The sequence below is a fragment of the Flavobacterium panici genome, from assembly GCF_024499525.1.
Lineage (GTDB): Bacteria > Bacteroidota > Bacteroidia > Flavobacteriales > Flavobacteriaceae > Flavobacterium > Flavobacterium panici.
Map to the genome: position 1 here is coordinate 5,559,517 of NZ_CP100437.1, position 24,297 is coordinate 5,583,813.

Here is a 24,297-nt window from a genome sequence, read left to right on the forward strand (position 1 = left end):
ACAATAAGCCAAATATAATAACCAACAGAACAGCCCGACTAGTCGGGCTGTTCTACTTTTATTTTAAAATAAAAAAAAGCTTTCGATTAAACGAAAGCTTTTCTTAATTTATGCATTTTTTACTTTAAACTCTCATACAAGTTTTTTACTTTAGGAAATCCTCTTAGATCAATAACATTAGTGCTTTGTCTTCTTCCTTCGGTTTGGTAACCTCCTTCAACAGTTTTCATTTCCTTTTTAGAAAGAGTCTTTACTGAACTCAAATCCATTTTCTTGATTGTCTTTTTCATTGGTTATTTTTTTTATGTTAATAAATTAATAATCTTACAAGAACATCTTATGATTTAATCGGGCAGATTATTACATCAAACATAAGAATTAATTTTCAATGAAAAAAATAATTGTAAGTATTTTACTAATTAAAATAAAAATATCATTATCTAATTTTAACTAAATTTCAAAATCAATATAAATTTAGAATTTGGAATTTCTAAATTGTAATTTGTTTTCGACAGAAAACAAAAAAAGCCTTGAATTTCTTCAAGGCTTTAAATTTCTGGGTGGCTGACCGGGTTCGAACCGGCGACCCGCGGCACCACAAACCGCTACTCTAACCAGCTGAGCTACAACCACCATTTTTGCTTAGCGAGTGCAAATATATAACAAAGGTTTACTTCTACAAAGAAAAAAATGAAAAATTTACATCAAATTTCCTAAGCTATTGACTGCCAAACACCTTTCAACCGTAAAACCTTCTGCAAAATCTTTCCCAACGAGCCTTCCTAAGTCCTGCGCGCGATAATTTAAGCTTTCAAAGAAGTTTTTACTCGTAATAGGTGTTGCAGGTTCTTTTGAATTTGGATCGTAAAATTGTGTTTTATAAGCAGAAATTGCTTCAACCTTTTTGGCTTCAAAACCTGTAATATCCACTACAAAGTCTGGAGTAATGTTTTTCCATTGAATATAATGGTACACCACTTTGGGTCTCCAGGCATCCTGTTTCTCTCCATCAATCGAAGTTTCGATTTTTATCAATCCCGATAAAAAGCACGCATCAGAAACTAATTTACTTCCTTTTCCGTGATCAATATGACGATCATCAACTGCGTTGCATAATACTATTTCAGGTTTGTATTTTCGGATCATTTTAATGACTTCTAATTGATGTTTTTCATCGTTTACGAAAAATCCGTCGCGTAAGCCTAGATTCTCACGAACCAAAACACCCAAAATCTTTGCTGCGGCTTTCGCCTCTTCATCTCTGGTTTCAGCAGTTCCGCGTGTACCTAATTCGCCGCGCGTTAAATCTACAATACCTACTTTTTTCCCAAGGGAAACTTCTTTTAAAATTGTTCCGGCACAACCCAATTCTACATCATCCGGATGTGCGCCAAAGGCTAATATGTCTAGTTTCATTATTTTGTTTGTGTTTTTTGTTTCAGGTTTCATGTTTCAAGTTACGTTGAGAACGTGAAACCTGAAACTTTAAACTTGAAACTATTTTTTTAAAACTCTTTTCATCGTCATTGATTTATTGACGCTTTCCTCCCATTCTTTTTCGGGAATACTTTCTCTTGTAATGCCGCATCCCATGTATAAAATCGCTGTTTTATCCTGAATCTGCATGCTGCGCAAATTTACGAATAAATCAGAACTTGTTTTACTGCCCGCAAAACCGCTGTTTAATTCCCCCAGAAAACCCGTATAAAAAGTTCTGTCGTAATTTTCATTTTCTATAATAAAAGCTTTTGCTTTTTTCTTTGGTAATCCGCAAACTGCCGGAGTTGGATGAAGCGTATCAATAACTTCTTGCAAAGTTGAATTCTCGTTTAAAACACCCGAAATATCTGTTTTAATATGCCAGATCGATCCGGCTTTTAAACTATAAGGTTCTGTAACTACAACAGAATTAGCAACTTCTCGTAAACGTTTTACAATAAAATCGGTTACATATTGCTGTTCGTCTTTTTCTTTTTGTTCCCAGCGAATTTCCGTTTCTAAATTTGCTTTTTGCGTTCCTGCCAAAGCGGTTGTTTCAAAAACATTTCCGTTTGCTTTTAGCAGTTGTTCCGGTGTTGCGCCCATCCAAAGTCCAATTTTAGGATGAAAAAAACAATAACAAAAAGTCGTAGGATATAATTGAACCAAATGTTGGAAAGTCTGAACAAAATCAAATTCAGATAAATTTACTTTTTCGCTTCGGGATAAAACTACTTTTTTGAATTCTTCGTTTTTAATTGCCTCAATTCCTTTTGAAACTAAATCTTCATATTGAATTTTAGCTTCTGCGTCAAATTTTTGATCATCAATTTCAATTGTTTCAAATGCAGTAATTTCCTTATCAGCACTAATAATTTCGGATTCATTTTCGGGAATTAAAACAAGTTGTTTTTCATCAAAAGAAGCAAAAACAAATCCTTTTTCGCTGTAATCCGTAATTTTATATAAAGTATCATTTTGCTGTAAAAGCCCAAAAAGACTTGAAGTATTAGGTTTAGAATAAATTACAAAAGGTAAATTTTGATTGTAATGTTGTTTTGTTTTTGAGAAAAAATTATTCATATTCATTATTCTGTTTTCTTCTTCTCTAAAACAATATTTGTAAGCTTACAAAGCGAAATTAAATTCCCGGCTTCATCCGTGATTTTAATTTCCCAAAGATGAAGACTTCTGCCTTTGTGAATAATTCTGGCTGTACCAAAAACTACGCCTTCGCGAATGCTTTTTAAATGATTTGCGGAGATTTCGATACCGCGAACTTCCTGTTCTTTTGGATTAATAAAAAAGTGCGAAGCTGCACTTCCAACGCTTTCTGCCAAAGCTACAGAAGCTCCTCCGTGAAGCAGTCCCATTGGTTGGTGAACACTTGGATTTACAGGCATTTTTGCAGTTAAGAAATCTTCCCCAGCGTCGATATATTCTATTTTTAGCGTTTCCATCAAAGTGTTTTTAGAAAACTCATTGCAGTACGCTAAAATTTGTTCTTTTGTATAATTCATTAAAATGGACTTTAAAATCGTAAAATTAAAGAAAAGATGAGATACAAATTCGAAAATCATATTCTAAAATTAAAATTCAACTTCAAACATGTAAGTTTTTTGTTATTTTTACAAAAACAATCAAATATCAATCTTTGGCTGGAAGTTTTTTTTTGCCACAGATTACACAGATTACTCAGATTAAAAGAATTTAAAAATATACAGCCCCGAATTTCACGAATTTCCACGAATTTTAATTTGTGAAAATTCGTGAAATTCGGGGCGAAAAAAATCTTTTTAATCCTTTTAATCTGTGGCAAAAAACAAAACAAATATGCGTCAATACTTTGTACTTTTTATTTTCGGAATAATTCTAGCTTTTAGTTCTTGCCGAACTGATTTTGATACCGTTGCCAGTACCGGAGATCTAAAGTTTTCAAAAGACACCGTTTATTTGGATACTGTTTTTAAAAACATTGGTTCAAGCACGTATCAACTTAAGGTTTATAATCGAAGTAAAAACGATATTTCGATTCCAGTTGTGCAACTAAAAAAAGGTTTAAATTCAAAATACCGAATGACGGTTGACGGAATGAGCGGCAACAACGGAAAGATTTTTAAAGATGTTACGCTTTTAGCAAAAGACAGTCTTTATATTTTTATAGAAACAACAGCAGATATTACAGATGCAAATCCTACTGATTTTTTATATACCGATGAAATTCAGTTTGACAGCGCCGCCAATCTTCAGGAAGTGGCTTTGGTAACTTTGATTCAGGATGCTGTATTTTTATTTCCAAAACAAAATGCTGACGGAACTAAGGAGAAAATCAAAATTGAAGGGAAAGATGTCGACGGGTTTTATCTGGACGAAAATGATCCTGAAAACGGAAATGAATTAATCTTTACCAAACAAAAGCCTTACGTTATTTACGGTTATGCCGGAGTTCCAGAAAATAAAACCGTAACTTTTGAAGCCGGAGCAAGAGTTCATTTTCATGCTAATTCTGGTTTGTATGTTGGTGATAAAGCTACCCTTCAAATTAACGGAACTGCATCAACAACCGAAAAACTTGAAAACGAAGTTATTTTTGAAGGCGATCGTTTAGAATCTCTTTATTCTGATATTCCGGGACAATGGAAATCTGTTCTTTTTGCAAACGGAAGCACAAATCATTCGATCAATCATTTGACTTTAAAAAATGCTGTTGTTGGATTGGATTTTAAAAATCCGTTAAATACAATTGAAATCAAAAACACACAAATTTACAATTGCGTCGAATACGGAATTTTAGCCCAAAATGCTCACATCAACGGTGAAAATATCGTAATCAATTATGCCGGAATTGCAGGTTTATCTTGTGTTTACGGCGGAAATTACAGCTTTACACATTGTACTTTTAATAATAACTGGCAAAACAGTTCGCATTTTGCCGTGAACTTAAGTAATAGTTTAGCCGGAGCCTCACCGGAAACAAATCCGTTAACACAGGCAACTTTCAATAATTGTATTATTTATGGTTCCAGTACCAATGAATTTAATTTACAAAAAAATGCAAGTGCTGCTTTTGTTTATCAGTTAAATAATTGCCTGTTGAAATTTGGTACAACATCAAATCCTGATTATCAATTTAAAACTGATACGGAACATTACACCAATATTATTGTAAACGAAAATCCGAAGTTTTATAATGTCTCTAGAAATCAGCTGAATATTGATAAAACTTCTGCCGCTTTCGCGAAAGGAAATCCGGCGTATATAATTCCATTAGATATTTTAGGAGCTACAAGAACTTCTCCGCCAGATTTGGGTGCTTATCAAAGTAAAGATTTTCCTAAATAGAAGTTTGGCCACGAAGGCACTAAGACGCGAAGGTTTTTTTTACCATATAAGTTATATAAGAAATTTAAGTTCTGTGTGAATTTTGTTCGCAAAACTGCGAAGTCTAAAAGTTTAAAAATGCAATACTATTCAATGAAAAGAAGTCTTTTAACCATTATTTTTTTCTTATCCTGTATTTATATATTTGCTCAGAATAAACAAACTATTAAGTGTGATTCTAATTATAAAAACAAAGGAATTACAATTAAACTTATAAACTTTGAAACTGAAAAAGAAGGTTATGACGGTGAAAAGAATTCAATTTTAATCATTAGTCAAAAAGTAAATAATAAATCTTCAATTTTAGTAAAAGACTCGATTTTTAGCGGTACTCAACAAGTTGAATTTAGAGACTTCAATAACGATAAAATAAAAGATATCTTAATTCAAAACATTTCTGATGTAAGAAGCAATTGGACATATAATTTATATTTATACAACTCTAAAACAAATAATTTCAAACGTGTAATTGGTTTTGAAGAAATCAAAAATCCCAGCTACAATTCAACTTATAATATTATTGAAAGCCATGTAATTTCTGGCACTAATTGGGCTGCATTTTATAAAATCAAAAACTATAAAGTTTTTGATTACCAAATTGAAATTACTGATGACGGCAGCAAAAAATCCGATAAAGAATACCGACAGGCTTTAAAAAAGATTTCAGAAAAAAAATAAAACTTCGTGCCTTAGTGTCTTCGTGGCAATAAAATCAACGCGTAAGAAAATATACCTCAAAATTAAACATCACTTAACGTTTCGTATTCATAAAAGTAATAGATTTGCTACAATACTTATTTAAAATTCTAAAATTCAGAACTTTAAAAAGTATTACAACCAAACTTAAAACCCCTATTTTTATGAAAAAAAACTACTTTTTACTGTTATTATTTCTTGCTACAATTGGCTTTGCCCAAATTCCTTCTGGTTATTACAACACCGCAACCGGAACAGGTTACACTTTAAAAACGCAATTGTATAATATTATTAAAGGTCATACTGATAATGGATATGCTGGTTTATATACCACGTATCAAACATCTGACGTTGATAATTTTTACGAAAACGACGGAACAGTATTAGACATATATTCTGAAAATCCATCAGGAACAGATCCATACAATTACAGCACAGGAAGTACGCAACGCTGTGGAAATTATTCTGCTGAAGGCGATTGCTACAACAGAGAACATATTATTCCACAGTCGGTTTTTAATGAGCAGTCTCCAATGGTTGCCGATGCGCATTTTATAACTCCAACAGATGGAAAAGTAAACGGAATGCGTTCTAATTATCCACACGGAACGGTAAGTTCTGCAACTTATACTTCTCAAAACGGAGGGAAATTAGGATCAAGTTCTGTATCTGGATATTCAGGAACTGTTTTTGAACCTATCAATGCTTTTAAAGGAGATATTGCCAGAATGTATTTTTATTTTGCAACCCGCTACGAAAATACCGTTGCCGGATATTCTTATGCAATGTTTGACGGTTCTAGCAATAAAGTTTTTACAACTGCTTTCTTAAATGTTCTTTTGGCATGGAATGCACAAGATCCTGTAAGTGCGAGAGAAATTGCAAGAAACAATGCAGTTTACGCACGTCAAGGTAATAGAAATCCATATATCGATCATCCGGAATATGTGAATCAAATTTGGGATGGAACTCCTTCTGGCGATACTCAGGCGCCAACTACTCCAACAAGTTTGGCTTCGACTTCAAAAACAGCAACTTCAATTTCACTTTCGTGGACAGCTTCTACAGATAATGTTGCCGTAACAGGTTATGATGTTTATGCAAATAGCGCTTACAAAACCACTGTTTCCGGTACAACCGCAACTATTACAGGTTTAACCGCTTCTACAGCTTATTCTATTTATGTAAAAGCAAAAGATGCTGCCGGAAATGCTTCTGCATCAAGCAATACTATTTCGGTTACAACCAACAGCAGCGGAACAGGAACTGCAACCGATTTGCTTTTCTCTGAATACATTGAAGGTTCTGGAAACAACAAAGCTTTAGAAATTGCCAACAATACAGGAAGTTCTGTTAGTTTGTCTGCTTACACTATAAAAAAACAAACGAACGGTGCTGGTTCATGGAGTACAGGTTTAGCTTTAAGCGGAACTTTAACAACAGGAAGCAAATTTGTAATTGTAAACAGTTCAATTTCTTCAAGCTGTTTTTCTCCAAGTTCAGCCAATATTTCAACAACGGCAACAGAATTAACTTTTAACGGAAATGATGCTGTAGGTTTATTTAAAAATGGAGTTTTAATCGATATCATCGGAACTTTTAATGGCGGAACGGCTAATTTTGCCATCGATGTTACTTTAAGAAGAAAATCAACGGTAACTTCTCCAAGCACGACATTCAATTTAAGTTCGCAATGGGATTCATATACACAAGATACTTGTAACAATTTGGCAAGCAAAATAGCGAAACCAATTGAGGAAGAAGTGGTTGAACTTTCAGATGAAATTGTTGTTTTCCCAAATCCTTCTGACGGAATTTTTAATATTGTTTTAGATAATTCTGATTCTCCATATTCGATAGAAATCCTTTCGTTTTCAGGACAAAAAGTTTTCGAAAAACAAAACGCAACAGATTCTTTAATTTCAGTAAGTCATCTTTCAAGCGGAATTTATATTGCTAAAATTACAAGAGATTCAAAAACTACAATTAAAAAGATTGTAATTAACTAAATATTTTTGTTCACACAGATTTGGCGGATAAAGCAGATTAAAATTTTAATAAATATTGACACAGATTTATTGATAACTCTACCCAAAAAAATCTGCTCAATCTGCTGAATCTGCGTGAAACAAAAAACTTTGCATACGAGAAGACGCACTGCTGTGCGCCTCTACACTGTAATAAAAAAACTTTTTTTTTACGCAGATTTGGCAGATATAACAGATTTAAAAAATCTTAATAAATATTGACACAGATTTATTAATAACTCTACCCGAAAAAAATCTGCTCAATCTGCTGAATCTGCGTGAAACAAAAAACTTTACATCTTAGCGACTTTGCGAGATTAAATACATTTTTTTTGCGAGAAAACCTCACACATAAGAAGACGCACTGCTGTGTGCCTCTACAAAACATTGACACCGATTTATTAATAACTCTACCAAAAAAAATCTGTTCAATCTGCCAAATCTGCGTGAAACAAAAAAACTTTGCGTCTTAGCGACTTTGCGAGATTAAATACATTTTTTTGCGAGAAAACCTCACACACAAGAAGACGCACTGATGTGCGCCTCTACAAAACATTGACACCGATTTATTAATAACTCTACCAAAAAAAAATCTGCACAATCTGCTGAATCTGCGTGAAACAAAAAAACTTTGCGTCTTAGCGACTTTGCGAGATTAAAACACTCATTTTTGCGAGAAAATCCTACATACCAAAAGACGCACTGCTGTGCGCCTCTACACATGGTAAAAAAATACCCATCTTTTTTAAAAGAGTTTGTTATCAAATTTGTGCTTACTATTTATTTACACTAAATTTGCAGCTCAATACAACAAACTACACATCACAATGATCCATTTCTTTGAAAACCAAAGCAAAACTGTTTTTGCCGTACAAACGCAAAACGAAATTTCAGCTCAAGACATTTCAAAATTAAACTGGCTTTTTGCCGACTCGAATAAGATCGAAAAATCCGCACTGACGGGTTTTTTTGTTGGTCCCCGCGCCACTATGATCACACCTTGGAGTACAAATGCTGTAGAAATCACTCAAAACATGGGTGTTCCGGGCATTATCAGAATTGAAGAATTTCATCCGGCAACGGAAAATTTTACTGATTTTGATCCGATGCTTTTCCAAAAATTCAATGAATTAGATCAGGAAATTTTCACTATCAACATTCAGCCGGAACCAATTCTGGAAATTGATGATATTGCTGCTTACAATAAAGTAGAAGGTTTAGCTTTAAGCCAGGAAGAAGTAGATTATTTAGATAATCTTGCTGTAAAATTAGGAAGAAAGTTAACTGATTCTGAAATTTTTGCTTTCTCTCAAGCCAATTCAGAGCACTGCCGTCACAAAATCTTCAACGGAACATTTGTTATTGACGGTGAAGAAAAAGAAACTTCTCTTTTCAAATTAATCAAAAAAACATCTCAGGAAAATCCTAACGATATTGTTTCTGCTTACAAAGACAACGTTGCTTTTGTAAAAGGACCAAAAGTGCAGCAATTTGCACCAAAATCAGCAGACAAACCTGATTTTTACGAAATAAAAGAATTTGATTCGGTTATCTCTTTAAAAGCCGAAACACATAATTTCCCAACAACAGTTGAGCCTTTCAACGGAGCTGCAACAGGTTCTGGAGGAGAAATTCGTGACCGTTTAGCCGGAGGACAAGGTTCTTTGCCATTAGCAGGAACTGCAGTTTATATGACATCATACTCTCGTTTAAACGATGACAGAAAATGGGAAAACGCTCTTGAAGAAAGAAAATGGTTGTACCAAACGCCAATGGATATTTTGATCAAAGCTTCTAACGGAGCTTCTGATTTCGGAAATAAATTTGGACAGCCGTTAATTACAGGTTCTGTTTTAACTTTCGAACATTCAGAAAACGATCGTAAAATTGGTTACGATAAAGTAATCATGCAAGCGGGTGGAATTGGATACGGAAAATTAGATCAATCAATTAAAAAGAAACCACAAGAAGGTGATAAAATCGTAATTCTTGGTGGAGAAAATTATAGAATCGGAATGGGTGGTGCTGCAGTTTCTTCTGCAGATACCGGAGCTTTTGGTTCAGGAATCGAATTAAATGCGATTCAGCGTTCAAATCCTGAAATGCAAAAACGTGCTGCAAATGCGATTCGTGGTTTAGTAGAAAGCGACAATAACCCAATTGTTTCTATTCACGATCACGGAGCTGGAGGACATTTAAACTGTCTTTCTGAATTGGTTGAAGAAACTGGAGGATTAATCGATTTAGACAAATTGCCAGTTGGAGATCCAACACTTTCTGCAAAAGAAATTATTGGTAACGAATCTCAGGAAAGAATGGGATTGGTTATTGGTCAAAAAGATATTGATACCTTACAAAGAATTGCTGACAGAGAGCGTTCGCCAATGTATCAGGTTGGAGATGTAACGGGAGATCACCGTTTTACTTTCGAATCAAAATCAAATGGTTCAAAACCGATGGATTATGCTTTAGAAGATTTCTTCGGAAGTTCTCCAAAAACGGTTATGACTGATAAAACTATCGATAGAAAATATGCTGCTGTTGCATACGACAAAGCAGATTTCGAATCATACTTAAAAGACGTTTTACGTTTAGAAGCTGTTGCTTCAAAAGACTGGTTAACTAACAAAGTTGACCGTTGTGTTGGAGGAAAAGTAGCTAAGCAGCAAAATGCAGGACCTTTACAATTGCCTTTAAATAATGTTGGGGTTATGGCTCTGGATTATTTAGGTAAAGAAGGAATTGCAACTTCTATTGGCCACGCTCCTATTGCGGCTTTGATTGATCCGGTTGCAGGAAGCAGAAATGCTATTGCAGAATCGTTATCAAACATTATCTGGGCGCCAATTAAAGATGGTTTAAAAGGTATTTCATTATCTGCAAACTGGATGTGGGCATGTAAAAACGAAGGTGAAGACGCTCGTTTATACGCTGCTGTTGAAGGTTGTTCTGAATTTGCAATCGAATTGGGAATCAATATTCCGACAGGAAAAGATTCACTTTCGATGAAACAAAAATATCCAAATGACGAAGTAATTGCACCGGGAACGGTTATTATTTCGGCTGGAGGAAACTGTACAGATATTAGAAAAGTAGTGGAACCAGTTTTACAGAAAAACGGAGATTCTATTTATTATATCAATTTGTCCCAAGATGATTTCAAACTTGGAGGTTCCTCTTTTGCACAAATTAGAAACACAATCGGAAACGAAACTTCTACTATTAAAGATGCTTCTTTCTTCAAAAATGCTTTTAATACAATCCAGGAATTAATCGGCGAAAGCCAAATTTTAGCGGGTCACGATATCGGAAGCGGTGGTTTAATTACAACTTTATTAGAATTGTGTTTTGCTGACGTAAACCTTGGAGCAAAAATTGATTTCAGCGCTTTCGCGGAAAAAGATTTGTTGAAAATCCTTTTCGCAGAAAACATCGGAATTGTTTTCCAAGCTAAATCTGACGCAGCTGTTGAAGCTAAATTAAACGCAAACAATATCGAATTCTTCAAATTAGGTACAGTTCAAAGCAAAGCAAGTTTGGAATTTGGAATTTATAATTTGGATATTGCAGAGTACAGAGACGTTTGGTTTGAAACTTCGTATTTATTAGATCAAAAACAATCTAAAAACGGAAGAGCTCAGGCACGTTTCGAAAACTATAAAAATCAGGTTTTAAATTATACTTTCCCTGCACACTTTACAGGAAAGAAACCAGAAATCGACAATTCTAAACCAAGACCTAAGGCTGCTATTATTCGTGAAAAAGGAAGTAATTCTGAGCGTGAAATGGCAAATGCTATGTACTTAGCTGGATTTGATGTAAAAGACGTTCACATGACCGATTTAATTTCTGGTCGTGAAACGCTTGAAGACATTCAGTTTATCGGGGCTGTTGGAGGATTCTCTAATTCAGATGTTTTAGGTTCTGCTAAAGGTTGGGCGGGAGCTTTCTTATACAACGAAAAAGCAAAAACAGCATTGGATAAATTCTTCAAAAGAGAAGATACTTTATCTGTGGGAATCTGTAACGGATGCCAGTTGTTTATGGAATTGGAAGTAATTAATCCAGAGCACGAAGTTCACGGAAAAATGCTTCATAATGAAAGTAACAAACACGAAAGTATTTTTACTTCTGTAAAAGTTCAGGAAAACAATTCTGTTATGTTATCGACTTTGGCTGGAAGTACTTTAGGAGTTTGGGTTTCTCACGGAGAAGGTAAATTTAAATTGCCTTATTCTGAAGATCAATACAACATTGTTTCTAAATATGCTTACGAAGGTTATCCTGCAAACCCTAATGGTTCTGATTACAACACAGCAATGATGTGTGATAAAACAGGAAGACATTTGGTTATGATGCCTCACATTGAGCGTTCTACTTTCCAATGGAACTGGGCACATTATCCAAAAGACAGAAATGACGAGGTTTCGCCTTGGCATGAAGCTTTTGTTAATGCCAGAAAATGGATTGAGAAAATCTAAAAAATATATTTTTATTAAAGCGCCCGAATTTTATCGGGCGTTTTTTTTTGACACAGATTAAACAGATAAGCACAGATTTTTTCTGCATAAAGAAATCATTTAAATCCTTTTAATTTGTGGCTATAAAAAAAAATGATTCTTGGCGATTTTTATATAATCTTAAAATGTTTTAGCCTTTAAATAAAATAAAAATACCCCGACGCTATCCCTAAATCGAGGCATTTTTTTTAGTCTTTAAATGCTGATGCAATTCCGGTTATGACATTGGCTGTCCCAAATGCAAATAGCCCTGAAGCGACTGCATTTTGACCTGCAAAAAATTGATTTTCTGCAATTGCATTACTAAAGAATAAGCCGCCGGCTGCTCCCGCAACCAGTCCGATTCCAATTAATGCAATAGTCCACCAGGGTTCCGGATCCGGAGGCGGCGGAGGGCTTCTCCAAAAGCGTTTCCACCAGCCTGGATATTTGGTACCGCACCAGCCCATTGCTAAATAGAAGGCAGTTTCCATAATTATTTTTGGTTGATTAGTGCCTACTCTATGTGCTTTTCGGCTTCCGCATTGAACGGGATAAAAATAGAATAAGCCTAATCTAAATTAACAAGGTAATCTACTGTTTTTAAAAGGGGAAAAACACGGTATTTTTTAGTTAAATCAAATTCTTCTGTTTTAATCAAAATTTAAGTTATATTCGCTACATAAAAATTAGCCGCTGATTTTTATAAACGCCAAAAAACACTTTTAAACCTTCATACAAATGAAAGCCGTACATTTATTACTTATTACGTTATTTTTTGCTGCCTCAAAATCATACTCACAAGCTGAAGTAAATGTAATTACCCACAATTCAAAAGAGCGTTATATCACGACCACAATTGGTTATCCTGTTCAGGGAACTTATGCTCCTATTGGCTTAAAACAGCCAATTACAGTTTTAAATCCTGATGGAACAGGTACTATTCAGGCCGAAGATTTAAGCAAGCAAAAGATCAATTGGGGAATTGAATGTAATGAAGATGGAACTCCTATTTTTAAAGAAGGTTTCAACAGTAAGTCCTATACATTTTGGTACAGACCCGTTGAAGGCAACGAATGGTTCTATTCTCAATTCTCGATTCATTTTGTTAAGAAAAAAATGTTCTTAATGGGTGAAAGAGTAAAAGAATACGAAGATTATAACGTACAATAGTCTTTTAAAACATCCTCGCAAATTAAATTTTTCTTGGTTTTTGGGAATATTCGCTGTAAAAAAGAAAACGTTTTCGTAAATTTTTAATAGTGTCTATAAATTTTCCCATAAAATTCCATAAAATAAAAAATCGTACCTTATTTTTATTTAATTTGCAGTAAAATTCAATATATTAAACATGGTTTCAATCACACGACTTTTTGATTTTCCCTATTATCAACAAGAAACTTATAACCTTCCGGTTGCACTTGCAACTAAAAAAAACGGAGTCTGGGAAAAAACATCCAGCGCAGAATATATTGCAAAAGCTAATGCCGTTTCGAGAGCATTATTGCGTATGGGCGTTCAAAAAGACGATAAAATTGCCTTAATTACTTCAAATAACAGAACCGAATGGAATGTGATGGATATTGGTATTTTGCAGACTGGTGCGCAAAATGTTCCTATTTATCCAACTATTGCTGAGGAAGATTACGAATATATTTTAAACCATAGCGGAAGTATTTATTGCTTTGTCTCTGATGATGAAGTATATCAAAAAGTACAAGCCATTAGAGCTAACGTTCCTACTTTAAAAGAGGTTTATTCTTTTAATGAAATTCCGGGCTGCAAACACTGGTCTGATTTATTATTAGCCGGAGAAGACGAAAGCAATCAAAGTGAAGTTGAAGCCAGAAAAGACAGCATTAAAACGGATGATTTAGCTACTATTATTTATACATCCGGAACTACAGGAAAACCAAAAGGTGTTATGCTTTCGCACAACAATATTGTTTCTAATGTTTTAGACAGCGCGCCAAGAATTCCGTTTGATCCGGGAAAAAGTTCAGCTTTGAGCTTCTTGCCAATCTGCCATATTTTTGAGAGAATGATTTTATACATTTATCAATATTATGGTGTTTCGGTTTATTTTGGAGAATCGATTGATAAAATCAGTGATAACTTAAAAGAAGTTCGTCCGACCGTTATTACGGCTGTTCCGAGACTTTTAGAGAAAGTTTACGATAAAATTTATGCAAAAGGAACTGAATTAACCGGCATCAAGAAAAAATTGTTTTTCTGGGCTATTGATTTAGGTTTAAAATACGAACCATACGGAGCAAATGGCTTTTGGTATGAGTTTCAATTAAAAATTGCCCGCAAACTTATTTTCAGTAAATGGAAAGAAGGTTTGGGTGGAAATTTAGATTTAATGGTTTCCGGAAGTGCTGCTTTACAGCCGCGTTTAACTAGAGTTTTTGCTGCTGCAGAAATTCCGGTTATGGAAGGTTACGGATTATCTGAAACTTCTCCGGTAATTGCCGTTAACGACCAAAGAAACAAAGGTTTTAAAATTGGAACTGTTGGAAAACCAATCCGTAATATTGAAGTAAAAATTGCACAAGACGGAGAAATTCTTTGTAAAGGACCAAACGTAATGTTGGGTTATTTTAAAGATCCTGAAAAAACAGCCGAAGCTTTACAAGACGGATATTTCCACACGGGAGATATTGGCGAAATTGACAGCGAAGGTTTCTTAAAAATTACGGATCGTAAAAAAGAAATGTTCAAAACATCCGGAGGTAAATATATTGCACCGCAAATGATCGAAAATGCTATGAAACAATCTCGTTTTATCGAGCAGATTATGGTTATTGGTGAAGGTGAAAAAATGCCGGCAGCTTTTATTCAGCCAAACTTTGAGTTTGTAAAAGAATGGGCTAAAATCCATAAAATTACTGTAGGAAACTCAGATAAAGAAATCAGCGAAAATCCAGATGTTATCAAACGTATTGATGAAGAAGTAGAAGGCATCAATAAGAAATTTGGGCATTGGGAACAAATTAAACGTTTTGAACTTACTCCGGATGCTTGGTCTATTGATGGCGGACAGCTTACTCCTACTCTAAAATTAAAACGTAAAATCATTAAAGAAATCTATAAAGATCTTTACGCTAAAATCTATAATCACAATTAATCAAAATAATTTAACCAAAGAAAAAGGCTGTCTTAATAAGACAGCCTTTTTTAATATCTAAAAAACAAAAACTGCAAACAATATATATTTGCAGTTTCTTTGCACAGTTATCTGCTATCCTTTAGATAACTGCTATTAACAAATTAAATTCTAATTTTTAAGGCACCAATGCAAAATCTTCGCGATGTTTTTAGCATCGTCAATTCCGCGGTGATGTGTTCCTTCTAGCGGAATATTCAGCATTTGTAAAGCCCCATTCATTCCGGTTGACCTTTGCAGGCCAAACTTTTCGGCAAAATGTTCTTTTACATTAATATGCTCGTCACCCATTGGGTATGAAATACCAAACGATTTACATTGTTTTTTAAGCATATTCAGGTCGTACTGACCGTAACTTGCCCACGTATATAAATCGGGATTATACTCGTCGATTAACTCGTTAATGGCATCTTCAAAACTTACTCCGTTTTTATCCAGTAAATCCTGAGTTATGGTTGTCAATTCGGTACAAAACGGACTTACGTGCGAACGCTGCGGTTTTATCAAAATACCTTTGTTCTTAGTAATTTGTCCGGTTTCTGAATCTAAAACGGCTAATCCGATTTCGATAATTTCATTTTGCTGGCCTTGCGGGACCGAGCCCTGCCAACATGTGGCTTCTAAATCAATGATAATAATTTTATCTGTAGTTTTCATTTTTTCTAATTTTTTGTAATTAATTAAACACATAGAATCATAGTTGTTTTATACCTCATAAAGACGTTTCACTATTTTAAATTCACATAGTTGCTATGTGAAAGAAATATATTTCTCTTCATTCTCTTTTTTGAAGAACAAAATCTATGTTTCTATGTGTTTATAAATCTCTTTTCTTTATTTCACGAAGATTTCCTTCAATTGACCAATTACGTTTCCGCTTCCTGAAATTGTGATTTCTCCAATTTTATCGGCGATTTTTTCAACGTATTCCATCTCTTTCAATTTCCACAACATTTCGTTTTCTTCCATCAGCTTTGCTGTGTTCAATAAACTTCTTGTTGAAGCGGTTTCTTCTCTTCGCATAATACTGTTGGCCTGTGCTTTTTTCTCAGCAACCAAAACCTGGTTCATGATCTCTTTCATATCTCCAGGCAAGATTACGTCACGAATTCCGGCATCAGAAATCGTTAAACCTAAATCTTCTATTTTAGTTGTTACTTCAGCCAATATAGCTTCGGCAATGGTATCTTTTTTAGCCAATAATTCGTCTAAAGTCAATCCGCCTACAAAAGCTCTTAAAGCCAATTGCATGGCGACATACAATTGCTTTTCAAAATCTTTATTATCTACCAAAGCTTTCATGATATTCACAACTTGGTATCTCACAAAAAAGTTGATTCTTAATCCTGCTTTATCTTTGGTCAATAATTCCTGTCCTGAAATTTCTACTTGTTGTTGTCTCATATCAATCGTTTTAACTTCGATTGTAATGGAGTTATTCCAAAAGTAATGTGTTCCGGATTTTAATTCTTTAACGAAAGTTCCATTCACAAACAACAAAGCTTTGTCGTTGCTTGCTACAATAAATTTTCTAACAAAGTATTTCAATTGATTATGTTCTAATAAGTTTACTGGAACATTCTCTGTGATTTCAATTTTAGAAAGATCTGCTTTTTTGAATTCGTTTTTCACAATTCCTTTCCAGAAAGGATGTCTTCCCGGAGTCAGCGTTCCTTTAAAGTTTCCGTTTACGAAATGCAAAACAATTTCGTTATCGGCAACCTCAACAACTTCAAGCATTGAAGCCAAAACTTCATTTTGCAATAAGATGTTCAATTCAAAAGGAGCGTGAAAAATGGCATTCATATCATAGATCATCACATTTTTGTTTCCAAAAGTCCAGTGTAAACCTTCTTCTAATACTTTAATTAATTTTCTGTTTTCGAAAAGCAAACCCACTTGGTATGCTTCGATTTTAATTCTTTTTATCATAATATTTTTTGTTTCAAGTTTTCTTTGTTTCAAGTTTCAAGTTGTGAAACAGTCGGAAATCTTTGTTCTATAATTTTATTTTTTGTTTCAAGTTTCAAGTTGTAGAACAGTCGAAAATCTTTGTTCTATATTCTTTATTCTATGTTCTTTACTCTATTCTCTTGCTTCTATAATCTTGCTTCTAATCTCTCTTTCTAAATAAAAAAACCTCTTTGCCTTTCTCCTCCGAAAAAAACGGATGAAGAGTTTGTTATTTGTTTACCCGAATTGTTTTCGATTGTATTTTGCAGAGACGATCCCCAAATCATCTAAACAATCAAATCGAGAAGAAAACAAGTATTTCAAAAAACATTGCTTTTCGCACTGGCTTTATCATGAGTGTGAAATTTCAGTCCCGAAGCCTCGGGAGAAAATCCTAGTTTCACTGACAAAGACAAATTAGTTTTTCTTATGAGCATCTTTTTAAGAGTGATGGTCTCTTTTCAACAGGTTTTTGAGACCCGCGTGACTACCATTGTCAAACTGAGCGTATCAGTACAGGATTCGAACCTGCAAATTTCTATTGCTCTACCGAACTGAGCTATCGCATTGCTGCGAATGGGAGTCGAACCCATGACACATAGAGTGACGGATAATTTTTTGGAAAACCACCCAAAACCTCCAAACCAAGCTGCATAGAAAAACATAATTCGCTTTCGCGGAAAGTTCCCTACAATGGTGCTATACAGAAACACGCAACTGGGCTTGTTTGATATTTTTAAAATTTCATTATTCTAAGATTATAATCATCTATAACTTCTTTTATAATAATATTGTTTAAATCGAAATTTATATAATGCGGTGTCCAGCAATCTGAAACTTCTGTTGCTACTTCATGACCATTTTTACAAGTCTTATTCATTCCATCCGTTCCAGAACTTCCACAACATCCTGTAAATCTTCTCAAATCTTTATGATTTCTTAATTCATAATCCTCAATAGCAACAATAACTTCTTTAACATTATTCTCGTTTTCATAAATTGAAAATTTACCTGAATTAATTGCTCTAGTTCCATCTTCAAATCTTAAATGTTTTGATTCTGTTTCAACTAAATTTTGAGTTAGCTGTTCTTTACATTTTTTACAATAAATTCTAATCGTTTTCATAACCATTATTTTTCTTGAACAAATATTCAAATTACACTGCGCAGTAATTTTGCGCAGTGCAAAAATTTTAGTTAATCCATTCTATTACAGTCGATAAATAGACTTGTCTAACCTCTTCAAATCGGGTTATATTGGGAATATGATTGACTTCTAATAAATATTTAGAACCGTCTTTTGCAACGATGTAATCATTTCCTATCATGTCCATTTGCAAAACATTCTTGATATAAAGCGTGTCTTCTAACAAATCCTGATCAACAGGCATAAAATTGGCATTATCAGGATGAATAGATTTTAACCAATCGTCACCTTCTAGTTTTATCTTCCAATAGGTATCGCCAATCATCATAATACGAACGGCATCACCTTCAAAATAAGGTTCTATGATTGCGGTAAATTCGCTTTCCCATTCTCCTGTAAAGCGATGTTTGTTTTCACCACAATGCCAGTTTCCCCATTTTGCAATGGTATCTCCGGTTGTGTTAACAGAAGCGCCTGCACTTATAAATCCGCGTGGGGCACTGAATCTTGAAAGAGACAATGCTTTTACCAGACAAGGAATTTTGAAACGGCAGTCGAGCATTGCTGAAGCCTTTGGATAACAATCGCCATTCCAGATCGCAAGACCCGTAATAAAATCAAAATCATTGTCGTAAATTCCGTAATAGACGACTTTATCTACAGGCAACATTCCAACTCCAATCGATTTTTCCATATACAAAACCTCATCCTTAACCACAATTTTAGGTATAGACTGATGCCAGATAATATGTCCTGAATACTGGGCTTTTATAATGTCATATTCTTCCTGTTCAATTCCAACAAGGGCTATTCGGTTGTATTTTTGTTTCATCGTTTTTAATTTTTTATTTCTTTAAAATTTTATACAGCAATTTGGCTGCATTGTAAGCATCATCCGCTCCATTATGATTCTCTCCTTCAAAAGATTCTCCTATTAACTCTAGCTCTTTCAATAATCCTTTAGGTTTTTCCTGAAGGTAAACTAAATTAAAAAGTGTCTTTATATTCAAATAGTCATTTCTAAATGGGTTTTCAATTGCTTTTGATTTACATTCTTGTTCTAATATTTCTTTATCAAAATCGCCATAACCGGCAAATGTTCTATACTTTGCCGAATATTTGGAATTAATTTTCTTCAATGCTTTCTCAAGTGAAGTTCCTTCTATCTGTAGTTTTTCATTTGTAATTCCAGTTAATTGGTGACAAAAAGAAGAAACTTGAGAAACTTCTGGTTTGATATAAAAACTTTGTTTATCTTCAATTTTTCCCGACGATAATATTAACTTACATACTCCTATCTCGATAATTTCTCTCTGATTTAAGAGTGTTTCCTCCTTAGATTCCCAGCAAGTTGCTTCAATATCAATCACTATAATTTTATCATATAACACCATGATTTCTAAATTCTTAATTATTACTTTTAAATAAATACACAATTTCCCGATTACTCGCCAGCTCTTTTTACAATAGTTTGTCAATCTCTCGCAAAGTCGCAGAGTCGCAAAGTTTTTACTTTAAGTAAATCTGCTCAATCTGCGTGAAACAAAAACTTTGCGTCTTTGCGCCTTTGTGGCTATAGTACAGGAAGAGAGACTCGAACTCTCAAAAAACTGATTCTAAGTCAGCCGCGTCTACCAATTGCGCCATTCCTGCATTTTTTTTCTGCCGCTAAGGCACAAAGACACAAAGGTTATTTTCTTAGCGTCTTTGCGACTTTGCGAGAAAATTGCTCGCCAGCTCTTTTTACAATACTTTGTCAATCTCTCGCAAAGTCGCAGAGTCGCAAAGTTTTTACTTTAAGTACATCTGCTCAATTTGTGGAAATAGTAGGATTCGAACCTACTCAGTCAAAAGACAACGGTTTTACAGACCGACCTAACTCTCCAACTTTAGCGTATTTCCATTTGTCTGGTCCCGATAGCTATCGGGAGAACCTGCGACCTCCCGCGTCCAAGGCGGGTAAACAACCACCGTTATCTTCCCAGTTATTTTTATTTTGCCACGAAGGCACTAAGTTTATTTTTCTTAGCGTCTTGGCGACTTTGCGATAAAATTGCTCGCCAGCTCTTTTTACAATACTTTGTCAATCTCTCGCAAAGTCGCAGAGTCGCAAAGTTTTTACTTTAAGTAAACCTGTTCAATCTGCGTGAAACAAAAACCTTTGCGCCTTAGTGCCTTTGCGGCAAACTCGCGGCCCATACGGGAGTCGAACCCGTTTCTCCCGAGAGACAGTCGGGAAGGTTAGCCAGTAACCCCAATGAGCCAGTTCCTTCTAGAGAACAGTGCGATTTCGGAAGGAATCGAACCTTCAACCTATTGATTAACAGTCAAGCGCTCTGCCAATTGAGCTACGAAATCATAATTTTTGGGCATAAAAAAAGCACTCGGTTAAAGGTGCTTTATAAATTCAATATGATATAACTATCCTATTGCCTGTATTGATGCACCTGTATTGTTAAACGTCCAAGATCGAATCTCGGGTCTAGCAGTTGTGTGTTATATATGTTGATATGTAAAGCCATTTTATATGTTGTATTATATTTTGAAATTGTTGTTGATATTTGAATTTCTGTTTTCAGATTTTCTTCGGCAAAGATAAAGTCGAAAAAATCAATTATCCAAATCATTTTTAAAATTATTTTATTGATTATCAAATAGTTATATTTAAAATTAAAACATAGAAATCCTTGTCCGCATACTGGTGCAGATTCCTTTTTGTATCAAATGACTGTCTCTCATCAGATTACTTTTCAAGATTATATTTCGCTATTTAGATTATGCATTAAACATTTGGTCAATTATTTTTTTAATTATTTTTAGTTATGGTTTCTTTTTTATCATTTTTCTTGTCATGTTGAGCGAAGTCGAAACATTTTTTTGTCACACTGAGCGAAGTCGAAGTGCTTTTTAAACGAAATCGAAGTGCCTAAAAACAAAAAAAGCGCCCCGAAATAAGGACGCCTTTATATTTTATGTTGAGTTGAACTCTAAAATTTACATTTCAATTTCATAAAAATACATGATACATCCTGATATTTTAGCCGGAAGATTTCCTGCTAAGTGATCAAAATATTGTCTTACTGAAAGTATCATCTGTATTTTTTGTTTTTTTATTACGGGTGCAAATGTAGAAGTTTTTTTCTATTTATATAATTCTCTTGTTAATTTTTATTATCGCTGTTTCTTTTCTTTCGATTTGCTTGCCTGACTTATGCGTTCTGCCTGCGCTCTTGCTTGTTCTATAGTAACGGGTTTCTGTTTAGCCAGTTGTTCCATACCTATTTTAGATCGTTCTTTGAATGTTATTTTATAGTTCATGACAAATTATTTTTAAAAATTCCCAAATTGAAGTTTTACAAAAGTAAGAAAAAGAATATATTTACTAATTGAAAAATATCTAAAGCCGTAAAATATCAAATCGATCTTGTATTTTACGGACAGTTATTTTTGTCAAAAATTTTAAATATCTTTGAATTATGAGCACAGAAACCAGACCCAGAAATATTGGCCGAAATATCAGCCGAATAAGAGAGCTTCGCGGAATGAAACAAGGAGCACTTGCGGATGCCATTGGCACAAGCCAGCAGACTATTTCCAGCATTGAAACCAGCGAAACTGTTGATTTCGAAAAATTGGTACAAATTGCAAAAGCACTTGGCGTGACGGTAGAAGCTATTGAAAATTTTACAGAAGAATCTGTTTTTAATTTCTTTAATAATTTTTACGATAATAGTGCTAATAATGGTCAGGGAAATGGAAACACTAATCATAATGCTTGCACTTTCAATCCTCTTGATAAAGTTGTGGAACTTTATGAGCGTTTGGTTCAGGCTGAAAAAGATAAAGTTGAATATTTAGAAAAATTGATGAAAGGGAAATAGGGTTTTCTTTTTCTTTTATATTAAATTGGAAAAGCGCAAACTTTTTAAAAGGGTTTGCGCTTTTATTTTAATTGAAAATTGTTTTTGCAAAGAAAAACGGCTGTATCATAAAGAGACAGCCGTTTTTCTTTTGCATAACTCATGAGCTTAATTAAAAAAACTTATTCTAATACTTAAATACCTTTTAGAAGCTATCTAAAAATATATTAAGATCAAACTTTATAAACTAACCAAAATACATATCAAAACATATGTCGCATTTTTCAGACCAAGTATATATTACAATTGGAGGTTTTACTCAAAACATTATTTATTATGATTTAAAGCTTTCGCAAAAAATGGCAGATCACCATCATTTTTCATTTGTTTGGCAATATACAGGAAAAGCAGTTATAAACCCAGTAGATCAGGCCAAAGCAATAAGAAGTTATAATGGAAACGAAGTTATTTTCACCTTCAAAAGTTTAACTGGAATCAAGCTTATGAGCAAAGGTATCATAAACAAATTAACTTCGGTCGATTTAAATGGAAGTGCTGTAAACCTGCACGTAAGCGGGATAAGTCATACTATAGTTTTAGATGACAGACCAAAATCAAGAACATATCTGGAAAGAGGAATGGATGATATTGTTTTAGATATTCTATCAGAAGGACCAACCGAGTTTTATCAGAGAGAAGCTATCCGGTCAACCTATATGAAAGAATTCAATTATATGGCACAGTATAATGAATCTAATTTTAATTTTCTAAAAAGGCTGGCTTCCCGATACGGACAATGGTTTTATTTTGATGGAATGCGCATGCAGTTTGGGCAGACTAAAGCATCTAAAATAAAACTCATTAACGGAGCATCAATGCATAATTTTAAGATTGAAGTCAATATGACTGCGCAGAGAATTTCGTTAGGAGGTTACGATTATAATAATGAGGTAAATATTCGAAATGCATCAGAGCGAACTTCTGTTGGCAGTCAAGATGGATTTGCATCTAATGTTGGCTATAATCAAGGAACCGTTACCCAGCCTGAATTTAGCTTGGGAACTTATACCAATAACGCACAAAACAAAGAAGAAATAGTAGAAATGGTCGAACTGCAGACTGCAGGAAACGATGCAAATAGTGTGTACTATAGCGGAATATCCTATTTTCCTTTAGGATTAGGACAAACCTTTACGGTTATAAATCAAACCGTAGAACATAATCTAGTTTGTATAGAAGCTATACATCACTCAGAAGTACACGGAAATTATACTTGTGAGTTCAAAGCCATTCCTGCCGACGTCGCAGCTCCTAATTATACTGATGTTCATGTTTTTGCAAAAGCAGAAACACAACCCGCAAAAATAAAAGACAATAACGATCCCAAAGGTTTGGGACGTGTAAGAGTTGAATTCTTTTGGGGAGCGGGCAGTAAGTCTAGTCAGTGGATTAGAATGATACAACCTCACAGCGGATTAGGAAAAGGATTTTATTTTATCCCAGAAATTGGCGAAGAAGTCTTAGTTGGTTTTGAAGGAAGCAATGCTCAAAATCCTTATGTTATGGGTGCACATTATAACGGGCAGAAATCTTCGGGATATTATACACCAAAAAATGACATTAAAGCAATACACACACGCTCTGGAATAAAAATTATTATGAATGATGCAGATGGTAGTGTTTTAATTGAAGATCCGAGTAGTAACAAATATTTTATGGACGGGAAAGGCAGTATAACTTGCGATGCCCCTAAAAATATAACACTAAATGCTGGGGAAAATATTAATATAAATGCTGGCCAAAATATGAATACAAATGTTGGACTTAATAAAACAGACAATATTGGAGTAAATCATAGCGAAAGTGTCGGCGGTCTAAAAAGCCTTGGTGTAACTGGAGATTTTAATGCCATTATAAATGGTAAATATTCTGAGCATATTAAGGGGAATTTTGAATCAACAACAGAAAAAGACAGACATGATAATAGTAAGCAAGGATTAAATCATTACACCGAAGGTGACTTGAATAAAAATGCCCAAAAAGAGATACAAAACAACAGTGGAGAACAAACCAGACAGAATTAATT

19 protein-coding genes and 5 tRNA genes are annotated in these 24,297 nt (G+C 34.2%); 8 read left to right on the plus strand and 16 right to left on the minus strand.

Features of this window, described 5'->3' with window-relative positions:
- Positions 1-119 precede the first annotated feature (119 nt).
- The 5 genes from NLJ00_RS23170 to NLJ00_RS23190 all read right to left on the minus strand — a co-directional run bounded on the left by NLJ00_RS23170 (position 120) and on the right by NLJ00_RS23190 (position 2,999).
- A complete protein-coding gene (locus tag NLJ00_RS23170; RefSeq protein ID WP_082356417.1) occupies positions 120-290 on the minus strand; it encodes a bacteriocin in 171 nt (56 codons plus the stop codon).
- Positions 291-559: 269 nt separating this feature from the next.
- Positions 560-633: transfer RNA gene (locus NLJ00_RS23175), tRNA-His, on the minus strand.
- A gap of 66 nt (positions 634-699) precedes the next feature.
- Positions 700-1,416 carry a bacillithiol biosynthesis deacetylase BshB1 gene (bshB1, locus tag NLJ00_RS23180; protein ID WP_053471820.1) on the minus strand — a complete coding sequence of 239 codons (717 nt, stop codon included), beginning with the start codon at positions 1,414-1,416 and terminating at the stop codon, positions 700-702.
- Positions 1,417-1,497: 81 nt separating this feature from the next.
- The gene (locus NLJ00_RS23185) at positions 1,498-2,562 is read right to left on the minus strand and encodes a chorismate-binding protein (RefSeq protein ID WP_256635579.1); all 1,065 of its coding nucleotides are present in this window, start codon (positions 2,560-2,562) and stop codon (positions 1,498-1,500) included.
- Positions 2,563-2,567: 5 nt separating this feature from the next.
- Positions 2,568-2,999: a PaaI family thioesterase gene (locus NLJ00_RS23190; protein WP_053471822.1), complete on the minus strand. Its 432-nt coding sequence runs from the start codon at positions 2,997-2,999 to the stop codon at positions 2,568-2,570.
- Between the two features lie 313 nt (positions 3,000-3,312).
- On the opposite strand from NLJ00_RS23190, the gene NLJ00_RS23195 reads away from it, so the two are divergent.
- From NLJ00_RS23195 to purL, 4 genes are all read left to right on the plus strand, one after another.
- Positions 3,313-4,821, plus strand: coding sequence for a hypothetical protein (locus NLJ00_RS23195; protein ID WP_256635580.1), 1,509 nt, complete (start codon positions 3,313-3,315; stop codon positions 4,819-4,821).
- Between the two features lie 117 nt (positions 4,822-4,938).
- Positions 4,939-5,538 (plus strand): XAC2610-related protein, encoded by a 600-nt coding sequence (locus NLJ00_RS23200; RefSeq protein WP_256635581.1) that lies wholly within the window; start codon positions 4,939-4,941, stop codon positions 5,536-5,538.
- A gap of 182 nt (positions 5,539-5,720) precedes the next feature.
- Positions 5,721-7,565, plus strand: a complete 1,845-nt coding sequence (locus NLJ00_RS23205; protein ID WP_256635582.1) for an endonuclease — start codon at positions 5,721-5,723, stop codon at positions 7,563-7,565.
- Between the two features lie 845 nt (positions 7,566-8,410).
- Complete coding sequence (purL, locus tag NLJ00_RS23210) at positions 8,411-12,064, plus strand: phosphoribosylformylglycinamidine synthase (protein WP_256635583.1); 3,654 nt, start codon at positions 8,411-8,413, stop codon at positions 12,062-12,064.
- 227 nt (positions 12,065-12,291) lie between these two features.
- Here purL and NLJ00_RS23215 read toward each other — a convergent pair whose 3' ends face one another.
- Positions 12,292-12,576: a hypothetical protein gene (locus tag NLJ00_RS23215; protein WP_053471761.1), complete on the minus strand. Its 285-nt coding sequence runs from the start codon at positions 12,574-12,576 to the stop codon at positions 12,292-12,294.
- Between the two features lie 247 nt (positions 12,577-12,823).
- Here NLJ00_RS23215 and NLJ00_RS23220 point away from each other — a divergent pair, with 247 nt between their 5' ends.
- Positions 12,824-13,255: a hypothetical protein gene (locus NLJ00_RS23220; protein WP_053471762.1), complete on the plus strand. Its 432-nt coding sequence runs from the start codon at positions 12,824-12,826 to the stop codon at positions 13,253-13,255.
- Between the two features lie 178 nt (positions 13,256-13,433).
- Positions 13,434-15,212, plus strand: coding sequence for an AMP-dependent synthetase/ligase (locus NLJ00_RS23225; RefSeq protein ID WP_256635584.1), 1,779 nt, complete (start codon positions 13,434-13,436; stop codon positions 15,210-15,212).
- A 150-nt stretch (positions 15,213-15,362) separates the two neighbouring features.
- On the opposite strand, the gene NLJ00_RS23230 is transcribed toward NLJ00_RS23225, so the two are convergent.
- The 10 genes from NLJ00_RS23230 to NLJ00_RS23275 all read right to left on the minus strand — a co-directional run bounded on the left by NLJ00_RS23230 (position 15,363) and on the right by NLJ00_RS23275 (position 21,669).
- On the minus strand, positions 15,363-15,908 hold the full coding sequence (locus NLJ00_RS23230) for a 3'-5' exonuclease (protein WP_256635585.1): 546 nt from the start codon (positions 15,906-15,908) through the stop codon (positions 15,363-15,365).
- A 177-nt stretch (positions 15,909-16,085) separates the two neighbouring features.
- Positions 16,086-17,183 carry a slipin family protein gene (locus NLJ00_RS23235; RefSeq protein ID WP_256635586.1) on the minus strand — a complete coding sequence of 366 codons (1,098 nt, stop codon included), beginning with the start codon at positions 17,181-17,183 and terminating at the stop codon, positions 16,086-16,088.
- A gap of 757 nt (positions 17,184-17,940) precedes the next feature.
- Positions 17,941-18,330 (minus strand): hypothetical protein, encoded by a 390-nt coding sequence (locus NLJ00_RS23240; protein WP_143055958.1) that lies wholly within the window; start codon positions 18,328-18,330, stop codon positions 17,941-17,943.
- A gap of 67 nt (positions 18,331-18,397) precedes the next feature.
- The gene (locus NLJ00_RS23245; RefSeq protein ID WP_256635587.1) at positions 18,398-19,183 is read right to left on the minus strand and encodes an ATP-grasp domain-containing protein; all 786 of its coding nucleotides are present in this window, start codon (positions 19,181-19,183) and stop codon (positions 18,398-18,400) included.
- A gap of 13 nt (positions 19,184-19,196) precedes the next feature.
- A complete protein-coding gene (locus NLJ00_RS23250) occupies positions 19,197-19,721 on the minus strand; it encodes a 3'-5' exonuclease (RefSeq protein WP_256635588.1) in 525 nt (174 codons plus the stop codon).
- Positions 19,722-19,930: 209 nt separating this feature from the next.
- Positions 19,931-20,004, minus strand: a tRNA-Leu gene (locus tag NLJ00_RS23255).
- Positions 20,005-20,169: 165 nt separating this feature from the next.
- Positions 20,170-20,253 (minus strand) — tRNA-Tyr (locus NLJ00_RS23260).
- Positions 20,254-20,542: 289 nt separating this feature from the next.
- Positions 20,543-20,615: transfer RNA gene (locus NLJ00_RS23265), tRNA-Asp, on the minus strand.
- A gap of 21 nt (positions 20,616-20,636) precedes the next feature.
- Positions 20,637-20,709 (minus strand) — tRNA-Asn (locus NLJ00_RS23270).
- An 813-nt stretch (positions 20,710-21,522) separates the two neighbouring features.
- Entirely contained in the window at positions 21,523-21,669 is a 147-nt protein-coding gene (locus NLJ00_RS23275; protein WP_256635589.1) for a hypothetical protein, read from the minus strand.
- A gap of 158 nt (positions 21,670-21,827) precedes the next feature.
- On the opposite strand from NLJ00_RS23275, the gene NLJ00_RS23280 reads away from it, so the two are divergent.
- Together NLJ00_RS23280 and NLJ00_RS23285 are read left to right on the plus strand one after the other, a co-directional pair.
- Positions 21,828-22,232: a helix-turn-helix domain-containing protein gene (locus tag NLJ00_RS23280; protein ID WP_213256636.1), complete on the plus strand. Its 405-nt coding sequence runs from the start codon at positions 21,828-21,830 to the stop codon at positions 22,230-22,232.
- 251 nt (positions 22,233-22,483) lie between these two features.
- A complete protein-coding gene (locus tag NLJ00_RS23285; protein WP_256635590.1) occupies positions 22,484-24,295 on the plus strand; it encodes a type VI secretion system Vgr family protein in 1,812 nt (603 codons plus the stop codon).
- Positions 24,296-24,297: the final 2 nt, after the last annotated feature.